Source organism: Phytohabitans aurantiacus, assembly GCF_027923225.1.
Taxonomy (GTDB): Bacteria; Actinomycetota; Actinomycetes; order Mycobacteriales; family Micromonosporaceae; genus Phytohabitans; species Phytohabitans aurantiacus.
In genome coordinates, this window is record NZ_BSDI01000012.1 from 123,771 (window position 1) to 135,455 (window position 11,685).

The window sequence follows — 11,685 nt, forward strand, 5'->3', positions numbered from 1 at the left end:
ACGGAAGAAGATCACTCGTGGGGAAGAAATGCCAGCTGAACGAGGCGTGCTCCCTTCTTCCGCGTGACGAGACGCCCGCGGCCTGGTGGCAGCGTAGTCGGACGTGCGGTGCCGACGAGGGCTCCTTCGTCCTTGTCACCGGACATCACCAGACCGGGTGACGCCAGCTCGCGCAGCCGCTGCACGACCGGCTCGTACAGCGCCCGCGCCGCACCACCGCAGCGGCGGGTCAGCACCAGGTGCAGGCCGATGTCGCGGGCCTGCGGCAGGTACTCCAGCAGTGGCAGCAGTGGGTTTGCCGGCGCGGTGGCCACCAGGTCGTAGTCGTCGACCAGTACGAACAGCTCCGGACCAGTCCACCAGGAGCGCTCGCGCAGCTGCCGAGGCGTGACGTCGGGGCCGGGCAGGCGCCGCCGCATGTACCCGGCCACTGACTCGATCAATTCGCTGGTGGTGACGGCGGACGTCCCGTACCCGATGAGGTGCTCGCCCTCGACGGCGCCCAGCAGGCTGCGGCGATAGTCGATCAGGATGAGCCTGGCCTGTTCCGGCGTGAAACGCCGGGTGACCGACGTGGCGAGCGCCCGCAGGAAGGCCGACTTGCCGCACTCCGCGTCGCCAAACAGCAGGAAGTGCGGCTCGGCGCCGAAGTCCACTTCGGCCGGGCGCAGGTCGGCCTCGGCGATTCCGATGGGGAGGGTCAGCCCAGAGCCGGCGGAGAGGTCGAGGTCGGCGTACGGCACCACGGCGGGCAGCAGCCGCACCGGCGGCGCCGGAGCACCCGACCAGCCGGCGGCGACCGTGCGCACCAATGCCTCGGGGTCGCCGTCGAGTGTGGTTAGTGCCGGGCGGGCGGCCAGGAAGTGCAGGCCGGCTGCGGTGAGCCCTCGACCCGGTGTCTTTTCTGGCACATTGAGCGCGGCCTTGCGGGAGACGATCGAGTCGGCCGGATCGCCGAGGCGCAGTTCGAGGCGTGAGCCGAAGAGATCGCGGATCGCCGGCCGGAAGTCGAGCCAGCGAGAGGTGGCTGCCACGACGTGCACCCCGTACGCCAGGCCCCGGGTCGCGATGTCGGTGATCGCGGGCTCCAGGTCGTCGTAGTCGCCGCGCAGTGTGGTCCAGCCGTCGATCACGAGAAGGATGTGGCCGTCGACTGGCTCGCCACGTTCGCGGTCGGCGAGCCGCGTGGCGATCTCACCCACCGTCCGGCGCACCACTTCGACGTCGTGCCGGCCGGCGACCCCGCCGACATGCGGCAGCGCGCGGAGCGCGGCCAGCGTGCCGCCACCGAAGTCCAGGCAGTAGACCTGCGCCTCGGCGGGCGTATGGGTGAGCGCCAGACCGCAGACCAGTGTCGCGAGGAGGCTTGACTTGCCGCTTCGCGGTCCACCGACGACGGCGACGTGCCCGGCCGCGCCGTCGAGCGCCAGCCACAGCAGGTCGCGCCGCTGCTCCAACGGCTTGTCGAGGATCGCGACCGGCACCTGTAAGGCGCCGCGCAACGCCGGGTTGGCGAACGTGAACCCGCGCACCGGATCGCTGACCAGCGAACCGAGCAACTCGTCGAGCCCCGGCGACCGCGACAGCGGCGGCAGCCATACCTGGTGCGCCGGCGGACCTTCGCCAGCCAGCCGGTCGACCAGCGCGTCGAGCAGCGTGCGGCCGCTCTCGATCGCCGGGGTGGCGGGTTTGGGCGCCGGTACGAAATGCGTGCCGAAGGCCAGCACGCGTGGACGCCCGGCCCGCCCGTCCCGCTGCGGATCGGCGGCGCGGCGTAACGGCCCGGAGACATAGGCGGCGCGGAACCGCACCAGCGGCTCGGTGCCCGCCTTGAGGTATCCGTGACCGGGCGAGCGAGGCAGCTCGTAGGCGTCCGGCACGCCGAGAACCGCCCGTGACTCCAGCGCCGAGAACGTGCGCAGCCCGATCCGGTACGACAGGTGCGTCTCCAACCCGCGCATGCGCCCCTCTTCGAGCCGCTGCGACGCGAGCAGCAGATGCACGCCCAGCGACCGCCCCAACCGTCCTATCTGGAGGAAGAGGTCGATGAAGTCGGGCTTGGCGGCCAGCAACTCGGAGAACTCGTCGCACACGATCAGCAGCGTGGGCAGGGGTGCGAGGGCGGCACCGCCGGCGCGTGCGCTCTCGTACTCGCGCAGGCTCACCAGGTCACCCGCGCGCCGCAGCAACTCCTGGCGGCGAAGCACCTCTCCGTTGATCGCGTCGACCATGCGGTCGACCATCGGCAGATCACCGGCCAGGTTCGTGATCATCGCGGCGGTGTGCGGCAGCCGGTCGAGCGCCGCGAACGTGGCGCCGCCCTTGAAGTCGACCAGCACGAAGTTGAGCACGTCGGGCGGGTGTGTGGCGGCAAGGCCGAGTACCAGCGTGCGCAGCAGCTCCGACTTTCCCGAGCCGGTCGCGCCGATCAACAGCCCGTGCGGTCCCATGCCATCCTGCGCGGACTCCTTCAGATCGAGGATGGCCGGCGTCCCCTCGGCGCTGACCCCGATCGGAACCCGCAGGCGGTCGCGGTCGGGCCGTGGCAGCCAGCCGTCGAAGGTTTCCGGATCGATGCCGAGCAGGTCAGCCGCGCCGGGCTCCGCGCCAGGCAAGGGCTCGGCCGTCGCCGAACCGGTCAGCCGCACGGGCGCGAGGCGCCGCGCCAGCGCCTCAGCCGCGACGAGGTCCAGGCCGTCGGCGACACCGACCTCCGCCGTGCCTTCCATCGTGTACGAGACGAGTTGTCGCGCCGAATCGATGGTGAGCACCACGGTGGAGCTGTCGAGAACCCGGGACGGCGGTGTGTCGAGGTCCACAATGGATACGCCATCGACGCCGCCGTCGCCGAAGCCGCCATCCGCCCCGTCGAGCACCACCACGACGTGCGGACCCTCCGCGGCTGGCCCGGCACCGAAGCGCGGCCGGCTGCCGATCAGGTCGTGCGACAGCCGCGCCAGATCGGCCACCGACGAGGCGACCAGCCGCACCGGGCCCAGCGCGTCGGTGCGGCTCGGGTGCTGAATGTGCGGCAGCCACTTGACCCATTCCCACCGGACACGCCGATCCGGTGCCACGCACAGCGCGATCCGCAGGTCGTCGGGTGCGTGGAAGACCGACAGCTGAGCGACCATCGCGCGGACGAGCGCTCGGCTCGACGCCCCGACGACGTGCACGCGAGCGAACCCGCGCAAGGTCAGCGCCACCGGCAGGTCAGGCACCACGGCGTGCGTGTCGAGGAAGCGGCGTAGGGCACCGGAGGTCATGGGTTCGAGGTCTTCCAACGGCCGGGTCGCCGCCGCCACCAGTGGCGTCGCCAGGGTCTGCGGGCCCAGCCCGACCCGTACGACCGCGAAGTCGGAGTCGGCCGGGCGCCGCTCCCAGAGCCGGTAACTGGCCACTGTGGACCAGAGGTGATCGGGATCGGGGTGCCGGTACAGCAGGCCGGCCGTCTGGCGGGCGGCGGTGTCACGGGCCCGGCGCCGCAGGGTGCCGAGGTGGCGCAGATAGTCGCGGCGGGCGGCGGTCATCTCCGCTCGCCTCGGTGTGCCGCCCCACGACGCCAGCATCGCGAGTGACGAGACGCCGAAGATCGCCCCGACCACGTACGAATACGCGCCGCCGCCGTGACCCATCATCATCGCCATCGCGACGCCGCCGCCCACCATCGGCAGCACCACGAACATCTGCTGCCAACGCCCGCCCGTCTCGCCCGGCACCTCGGGAGGCGGGTCGATGCGCAGGTCACCCGCCGGAATCCGAGGCGCGGGACGCCGCGCCCTCCGTCTGAACTGGACAGTGCTCATCAGAGGGTCACCTCCCCATCGCTCATCGTAGGTAAAGTGCTCGCGGATGGAGGACCCATCGATGATGGCTGGACTCGCGCGGGTCACGATCAGCACGCCGCGTCGCAAGCTCGACGTGGCGCTGCCGGCGCACGTACCGCTCGCTGAGCTGCTTCCCGAGGTGCTGCGCCACGCCGGTGACGGTCTCGCCGACGACGGCGAACGGCATGGCGGATGGGTCCTGCGCCGCGCCGACGGCGCGCCACTGTCGGTGGGCCAGGCCCTTCACCCGCAAGGTGTACGCGACGGCGCGCTCCTCTTCCTGGTGCCGGCGCGCCTACAGTGGACGGAGATCCGGTACGACGACGTCGTGGAAGCGATCGCCGACGGTGCCGGCCAGCGGGGCGCCTCGTGGTCGCCGGGCGCTACCCGGGTGGCCGGTCTGGCGTTCGCCGCCCTGCCCGTGGCCGCCGGCCTGTTCGCGGTCGCCCGCGTCGCCTCCGGCGTACTGGCAGCGGCCGCCGCCACGGTGCTGCTCGTGACGGCCGCCGTCGCTTCACGAGTCCACCGCGACCGCCCGGTTGCCGCCGCGCTGACCGCCTACGCGATGCCGTACGCCTACGCGGCCGGCGTCTACATCGCCACGCCGCGACCTGGTCTCGACGGCGGTGCCCTGCGTGACCGCGTCGCCGATCTGGTGGGCGGCGCCGGAGGGCTGGTCGGCGGCTCGGTGGGGCTGCTCGTGGCGGCTCTGATCGCGGCCGTGATCGTGGCCGCCGAGCTGCGGGTCTGCGCCGCGGCCGCGCTGGTCGGCGCGTTCGGTGCACTCGTCGGGCTGACCGCCCCAGCGCTACCACCCGACGACATCGCCGCGATCCTGCTGACCGTACTGGTCTGCGGCGTCGGCCTGCTCCCTCTGGCGACCATCCGCCTCGCTCGCCTCCCCCTCCCACCGCTCACCCTCCCACCCACCCCGTCCACCGAGCCCTGGCCCGACGACCAGACCCCGTGGCCCGGCTCATCAACCCCGGGCTGGTCGAGCGCCGCTCCACAACCGTCCGGCGCCGGCTACGCACGGCCGCCAGCCGCTCCGGGCCCTGGACGGCCTTCCGGAGGGGCGAGCACGCGGGTGTTCGCGGCTGTCGCGCGTGCCGAAGAATTGTTGACCGGGACACTGGTCGGGTACGCGGTCCTCGCGACCGGTGCGATGCTCGTGCTAGTGATCAGCGGCGGCCTTGCCGCACGGTCGCTGGTGGCGGTCTCCGGTGTGGCGCTGCTGCTCCGCGCGAGGCTGTTCGCCGCCGTCCGGCAGCGGATCCCGTTGGCGGCCGCGGGACTGGCCGGTCTCGCCGCCCCGGCCACGGTGTTGCTGGCATCGGCCGCCCCCTCGGTGCTGGAGATCGTCGCCGTTGGCGGGGCGCTCGCGGCGGCGGCCAGCGTCGCAGCGGGTCGCACGTACGCCCACCGACCACCCTCCCCATACATCGGCCGGGCAGCCGACCTACTCGACACCGCGACCGTCGTCGCCGCCGTCCCGATCACATTCGCGGTACTGGGCCTCTACGACCTAGCCCGCACACTCGTGACCTAAGAGACCAGCTCCCTAACACCACCCCACGCTCCCGGCCCCAACCACACCGGCGCCGGTACGCGCCGTGCCGGCGTGGGGCGGCGCGCTAGGCGCGCGAGCGGCGCGCCGCTCGTCGATCAAGGGCGATCGCGTTGATCAAGGGCAAACGCACGTGAAAAGAGATCCAACCGCGTGCATTCGCCCTTGATCGGCCGAAGGGCGCGCGGCGCGGGGGTTATTCGACTGGGGGGGTGGGGTGGGAGAGTTCGTGGCGGCGGCGGGAGGCGCGGATTTCGGCTTCGGCCTCGACGCGGCCTACCCAGGTCGCGCCCTCTACCGACTTGCCGGGCTCGAGGTCCTTGTAGACCTCGAAGAAGTGCTGGATCTCCAGCCGGTCGAATTCTCCCAGGTGATGAATGTCCCTCAGGTGCTCCTGACGCGGATCTTCGAACGGTACGCACAAGACCTTGTCGTCGCCGCCCTTTTCATCCTTCATCCGGAACATCCCGATCGTCCTGCAGCGGATCAGGCAGCCCGGGAATGTCGGTTCCTGCACGAGGACGAGCGCGTCGAGCGGATCGCCATCTTCGCCCAGTGTGCCCTCGATGAAACCGTAGTCGGCCGGGTACTGGGTCGCGGTGAAGAGTGTCCGGTCCAGTCTGATGCGGCCTGTAACGTGGTCCACCTCGTATTTGTTGCGGTGACCCTTCGGGATCTCAACCGTGACGTCGAAATCCATCTCACGCTCCCCTACAGACCAGGCGGACGCGTGTTGCCCCACGCGTTCCGACTAGCCAACGCCGCATAGTGTTCGGACGCAAGTAGTGTCGCCTAGACCGGATCACGGACGGGAGGAGGGGCCGGGTGCCGAGGCAAGATTCACAGTACGGCCCCGGGGACGAGACCGTTCGCATTCCCCCGACACCTCCGGTCGCCGAGGATCAGGAGACGCTCCGGCTGCCCTCGTTTGACGGTTGGCCGCCCACACCACCATCGTCGCAGGCTCCGAAAACGGCACAACAGCCGCAGAGTGGTCCGCCGGTCGCGCCGAAGAAGAGCAGGCGGGGGCTCCTCGCCGCCACCACCGTGGTCGGCCTGCTCGCACTGGGGACCGCCGGCACGGTCATCGTCCGGCCCGGCCCGGTCGCCGGCTGGCTCGGTGAGGGCACCGCCGCCACTCCCAGTGCTGCCGCCTCGACGCCCGAGCCCGAGCCGTCGCCGGTGCTGGTCGCCTCGGCCACGGACGCCCCGATGCCGAGCGCGGCAGGGGTGAGTGCCGTGCTGGACCCGATTGTCGCCTCGGCGGGACTCGGTGGACGTACGCACCTCTCGGTCGTCGACGTGGCGACCGGCGAGTCGCTGTACTCCCGGGGGCCGGACACGGTCACCATCCCCGCCTCGACTACCAAGATCGTGACCGCCGCGGCGGTGCTGTCGGCGCGCGGGCCGACGTACCGGATCGAGACCCGCGTGGTCGCCGGTGCCAATCCGGGTGAGGTGGTGATCGTGGGCGGTGGCGACCCGACGCTCGCGGTCAACGGCACCGGCACCTACCCGGGCGCCGCTCGCCTCGACCAGCTCGCGAAGCAGGTCAAGGAGGCGCTCGGCGGCACCGCCCCGACCAAGGTGATCGTCGACGGCAGCCTGTTCGCCGGGCCCGTGTTCGAGCCGACCTGGGACGCCGACATCCCGACCAGCGGGTTCGGCGCAGCCACCACGGCGCTCACCATCAACGGCGCGCGGATCAATCCCAAGCAGGCCACGGGGTACGCCAAGCGGTACGAGTCGCCGGACCTCGTGGCTGGGCAGGCGTTCGCCAAGGCGCTGGGTGTCTCCACGAAGGCGGTCAGCAAGGGGACGGCGCCGGCCACCTCGGACGCGACCCCTACTCCGGGTGGCGCCGCTCCCGCTCCGGGCACGGTCCTTGGAAAGGTGGAGTCGCCGCCGATCCTGCGGCTGGTCGAGTTCATGCTGACCGACAGCGACAACGTCGTGGCGGAGTACCTCGCTCGGCAGGTCGCGATCGCCGGCAACCAACCCGCTTCGTACACCGGGGGCGGGGTCGCCTCGCTGGCGGTACTCGATCAGCTCGGTCTGCCCACGGCGGAGGCCGCGCTGTCCGACGGTAGCGGGCTGTCCCGAAAGAACCGCCTTACTCCCACGCTGCTCACCGACCTGCTGAAGCTTGCCGCGGACGGTTCCCACCCGGAGCTGGCCGGGGTGATCAGCGGCCTGCCGGTCGCCGCCTGGTCCGGCACGCTGCGCGACCGCTTCCGGAGCCCGGCGCCCGGCGGTCCGGGCGCGGGCGTGGTCCGCGCCAAGACCGGCACCCTCGGTGGGGTGAATTCCATCTCGGGCGTCGTGGTGACCGCCCAGGGTCGGCTGCTGGCGTTCGCGGTGCTCGCCGACAAGGTGCCTTTTGGCAAGGACGAGGCCGAGACGCGGCTCGACAGGATCCCGAACGCGCTGGCCGGCTGCGGGTGTGCCGCGTGAGCGAGCGAGCCAGCTAGCAGAGCGCGGGTACGGTGGGGTGATGGCGCAGTTCGTGGACTGGGATCTGGCCGCCGCTACCGCTGGCGCGCTGAGCAAGTCCGGGCCGCGGGTCTCGTACGACGAGGCCAGCGATGTCGTCGCCGACCTGCGGCGGCTCACCGATGAGGCGGCCGGACACGTGGCGGAATACACCGGGCTGCGCTCGCAGGTCGGGCATCCACCGGTGCGGATAGTCGACCGCAAGGACTGGGCGGCCGTCAATATCGCGGGTCTCCGTGAGGTGGTCACCCCGTTGGTCAACCGGCTGGCCGGTGACAAGCAGCCGGGCGCGTTCACCGACGCGATCGGATCGCGCTTCACCGGGGTGCAGGCGGGCACCGTGCTGGGATACCTGTCCGGGCGGGTGCTCGGGCAGTACGAGGTGTTCTCGTCCGACCCGGGACAGTTGCTGCTCGTCGCGCCCAATATCGTCGAGGTCGAGCGCAAGCTCCAGGCCGACCCGCGCGACTTCCGGCTCTGGGTGTGCCTGCACGAGGTGACGCACCGCACGCAGTTCGGGGCGGTGCCGTGGATGCGCGGGCACTTCCTGGGTGAGGTGCAGGCGTTCGTCGACGCGTCGCAGGCGGGCGGCGAGCACTTCCTCGAACGGGTGCGGCGCAGCATCGCCACGCTCTCCGAGGCGGTGCGCGATCCCGACAGCCGCCTCAGCGTGCTCGACCTGGTGCAGACGCCCGGCCAGCGCGCCGTGCTCGACCGCCTCACCGCGCTGATGACGCTGCTGGAGGGGCACGCCGAGTTCGTGATGGACGGCGTGGGCCCCGAAGTGATCCCGAGTGTCGAGCAGATCCGTGCCAAGTTCAATCGTCGCCGCGAAGCCGGCAACCCGCTCGAAAAGGCGATCCGCAAGGTGCTCGGCATCGAGGTGAAGATGCGCCAGTACGCGGAGGGCCGCAAGTTCGTCCACGGGGTGGTCGAGCGGGTCGGCATGGAAGGCTTCAACAAGATCTTCAGCTCGCCGCTCACCCTGCCGCGGCTTGAAGAGCTGGGCGACCCCGACGCCTGGGTCGCGCGCGTCCACCCAGCCGCAGGGTAGATGGCCACTATCTCTCCGCCGGTCGCCGCGATCCGCGTCGCGGTCCGGGATGCTTTGCGAGGTGTACGCGGACACGTGCTGGTGGCGTGCTCTGGCGGCGCTGATTCCCTGGCCCTCGCGGCGGCGGCCGCCTTCGTCGCGCCACGCGCCGGCCTGGTGACCGTCGACCACGGGCTGCAGCCCGGTTCGGCCGAGCGCGCGGCAGCCGTGGTGTCCTGGGCGCGTGACGCCGGGCTGGCACCGGCCGAGGTGGCCACCGTCGACGTGTCGGGGCGGCCCGGAGGCCCCGAGGCGGCCGCCCGCGAAGCCCGCTACGAGGCCCTGCTCGACGCGGCCTCCCGGCACGGCGCGGAGGCGGTACTGCTCGGGCACACCCGCGACGACCAGGCCGAGACGGTGCTGCTGGCGCTTGCCCGGGGCGCCGGCCCGCGCGGGCTGGCCGGGATGCCCGCACGGCGCGAAGTAGGCGGGGTGCCGCTGCTGCGCCCGCTGCTCGACGTGTCGCGTGAGGACACCCGCAAGGCGTGCGCGGCGCTCGGCCTTAGCCCTTGGGAGGACCCGCACAACGCGGACCCCAGCTACGCGCGGTCCCGGGTGCGGCACGGGGCGCTGCCCGCGCTCGTGGCGGCCCTGGGCCCGGGCGTCGTCGGCAACCTCGCACGCACCGCCACGCTCCTCGCGGACGACACCGCGGCGCTGGACTCGCTCGCGACCGCGGCGCTGGCTTCGGCCCGCACTCCGGACGGATCACTCTCGGTGCCGGCCCTCGCGGAGCTGCCCCGCGCCCTGCGCACCCGCGTGCTGCACGCCTGGGCCCGTGAGCTCGGCGCCCGCCCAGCCGCCCTCTCTCACCGCCACGTGGCCGCGCTCGACGCGCTGGTCACGGCGTGGCGCGGCCAGGGCCCGACGCATCTGCCGGGCGGGATCGCGGTCTCGCGCGCCGGCACACACCTGACGGCCTCATCGCGGGCCGGAAAGACGGCTTCGTCGCTGGCGGACGGGGCGCCGTCCGGGTCGTCGCCGGCTGAGGGGTTGCTTTTGTGAAGCCGGTATTCGCGCCGCGCGGAGTGGTCGCGACCAGCCAACCGCTTGCCGCCAGCGCTGGCCTCGCGGTGCTGCGCCGCGGTGGCAACGCCGTCGACGCGGCCCTGGCCACCGCGATCGCCTTGACCGTGGTACAGCCGACGTCGAACGACATCGGCGGTGACCTCTTCGCGATCGTATGGGACGGTGAGCGGCTGCACGGGCTCAATGGCTCGGGACGGTCGCCGGCGGCGCTGACCCTCGACCGGCTGGGCGGGCGCATGCCGGAGCGTGGCTGGCTTCCGGTGACCGTACCCGGAGCGCCGGCCGCCTGGCGTGACCTGCACGAGCGCTTCGGCGCCCTGCCGTTCGCCGACCTCTTCACGGACGCGGTCGAGTACGCCGAGCGTGGCTATCCGGTCTCGCCCGAGGTGGCGCGCGCCTGGGTCGGGGCGGTAGCCGAGCACAGCGCCCTACGCGGGCCGGAGTTCGCCGAGTGGGGCCGGGTGTTCACGGTCTCCGGTCGCGCACCCCGCGCGGGGGAGCGCTGGCGGAATCCCGGGGCGGCACGGGCACTCCGGCTGATCGCCGAGACACACGCTGACGCGTTCTACCGGGGCGAGATCGCCTCCGCCCTGGCGGCACACGCTGGCGGTACAGGTGGATTGCTGACCGCCGCGGACCTGGCGGCGCACGCTTCCACGTGGGTCGAACCGGTGTCCGTCACCTACCGGGGACATGAGGTGTGGGAGCTGCCTCCCAACGGGCAGGGTGTCGCCGCGCTCCTCGCCCTCGGCGTGCTGGACGGCGTCGACCTGGCCGCGATGCCCCTGGCCGATCGGCTGCACTGGCAGATCGAGGCGATGAAGCTGGGTTTCGCGGACACGTTCGCGTACGTCGCCGATCCCGCGGCGATGGCGGTGCCGACGGCTGCGCTTCTCACACCGGAGTACCTGGCTTCGCGGCGGGCGCTGCTCGGCGAACGGGCCGCGTTGCCCGGTCCCGGCGAGCCGGTGCGGGGCGGCACTGTCTACCTGTCCACCGCCGACACCGGCGGCATGATGGTGAGCCTCATCCAGTCGAACTACATGGGCTTCGGGTCGTACGTGGCGCTGCCCGGATTCGGGTTCGGCCTGCACAACCGGGGTGTCGGATTCCGGCTGGAGCCGGACCACCCCAATGCGGTCGGGCCCGGCAAGCGGCCTTTCCACACGATCATCCCCGGGTTCCTGACGCGCGGCGGGACGCCGGTGGGGCCGTTCGGGGTGATGGGCGGGCACATGCAGCCGCAGGGCCATCTCCAGGTGATTTCGTCCACTCTGGACCGCGGGCTGGACCCGCAGGCGGCGCTCGCCGAGCCGCGCTGGCGGTGGCAGGCGGGCCGGACGGTACTGGTCGAGGAGGGGCTGGCGCGGCCGGCCGTACTGGAGCAGCTGCGCTCACGCGGCCATGAGGTACGCGTGGAGCCCGAACCGACGGGTTTCGGTTATGGGCAGGCGATCTGGCGCCTGCTGGACGGCGGCTACGTCGCCGGATCGGAACCGCGCGCCGACGGGTCCGCGCTCGGGTACTAGATGATCGATTCCAAGGGATAGGGGACAGCAAACAGACGCGAGGGCATCCATGATCGACGCTGCTGAGCAACGATGACCATGGAGGCCACGTGCACGTCGATCTGGACACCCTCGCGACCGCACTTTACGTCAGGATCGACGACGAAT

Annotated in this window: 6 protein-coding genes and 1 pseudogene; 5 read left to right on the forward strand and 2 right to left on the reverse strand. The window is 71.9% G+C overall.

What is annotated here, in order from left to right; translation table 11 throughout:
* Nucleotides 1–11 precede the first annotated feature (11 nt).
* Nucleotides 12–3,806, reverse strand: a complete 3,795-nt coding sequence (gene eccCa / locus QMG73_RS15380) for a type VII secretion protein EccCa (protein WP_281895973.1) — start codon at nucleotides 3,804–3,806, stop codon at nucleotides 12–14.
* A gap of 61 nt (nucleotides 3,807–3,867) precedes the next feature.
* Here eccCa and eccD point away from each other — a divergent pair, with 61 nt between their 5' ends.
* Entirely contained in the window at nucleotides 3,868–5,376 is a 1,509-nt protein-coding gene (gene eccD, locus QMG73_RS15385) for a type VII secretion integral membrane protein EccD (RefSeq protein ID WP_281895975.1), read from the forward strand.
* A 214-nt stretch (nucleotides 5,377–5,590) separates the two neighbouring features.
* On the opposite strand, the gene QMG73_RS15390 is transcribed toward eccD, so the two are convergent.
* Nucleotides 5,591–6,094, reverse strand: a complete 504-nt coding sequence (locus QMG73_RS15390) for an inorganic diphosphatase (protein WP_281895978.1) — start codon at nucleotides 6,092–6,094, stop codon at nucleotides 5,591–5,593.
* A 347-nt stretch (nucleotides 6,095–6,441) separates the two neighbouring features.
* Between QMG73_RS15390 and dacB the strand changes: the two genes are divergently transcribed.
* The 4 genes and pseudogenes from dacB to QMG73_RS15410 all read left to right on the forward strand — a co-directional run bounded on the left by dacB (nucleotide 6,442) and on the right by QMG73_RS15410 (nucleotide 11,538).
* Nucleotides 6,442–7,848: a D-alanyl-D-alanine carboxypeptidase/D-alanyl-D-alanine endopeptidase gene (gene dacB, locus QMG73_RS15395; protein WP_309299478.1), complete on the forward strand. Its 1,407-nt coding sequence runs from the start codon at nucleotides 6,442–6,444 to the stop codon at nucleotides 7,846–7,848.
* 40 nt (nucleotides 7,849–7,888) lie between these two features.
* Complete coding sequence (locus QMG73_RS15400; protein WP_281895982.1) at nucleotides 7,889–8,941, forward strand: zinc-dependent metalloprotease; 1,053 nt, start codon at nucleotides 7,889–7,891, stop codon at nucleotides 8,939–8,941.
* Nucleotides 8,942–9,901: pseudogene (tilS, locus tag QMG73_RS15405) on the forward strand (tRNA lysidine(34) synthetase TilS); the annotation flags it as partial.
* 80 nt (nucleotides 9,902–9,981) lie between these two features.
* Nucleotides 9,982–11,538 carry a gamma-glutamyltransferase family protein gene (locus QMG73_RS15410; protein ID WP_281895983.1) on the forward strand — a complete coding sequence of 519 codons (1,557 nt, stop codon included), beginning with the start codon at nucleotides 9,982–9,984 and terminating at the stop codon, nucleotides 11,536–11,538.
* The last annotated feature ends 147 nt before the right edge of the window (nucleotides 11,539–11,685 follow it).

Coding starts and splice junctions, on each gene's coding strand:
- eccCa (WP_281895973.1), bottom strand. CDS start 3,806: ATGAGCACTGTCCAGTTCAGACGGAGGGCGCGGCGTCCCGCGCCTCGG.
- eccD (WP_281895975.1), top strand. CDS start 3,868: ATGATGGCTGGACTCGCGCGGGTCACGATCAGCACGCCGCGTCGCAAG.
- QMG73_RS15390 (WP_281895978.1), bottom strand. CDS start 6,094: ATGGATTTCGACGTCACGGTTGAGATCCCGAAGGGTCACCGCAACAAA.
- QMG73_RS15400 (WP_281895982.1), top strand. CDS start 7,889: ATGGCGCAGTTCGTGGACTGGGATCTGGCCGCCGCTACCGCTGGCGCG.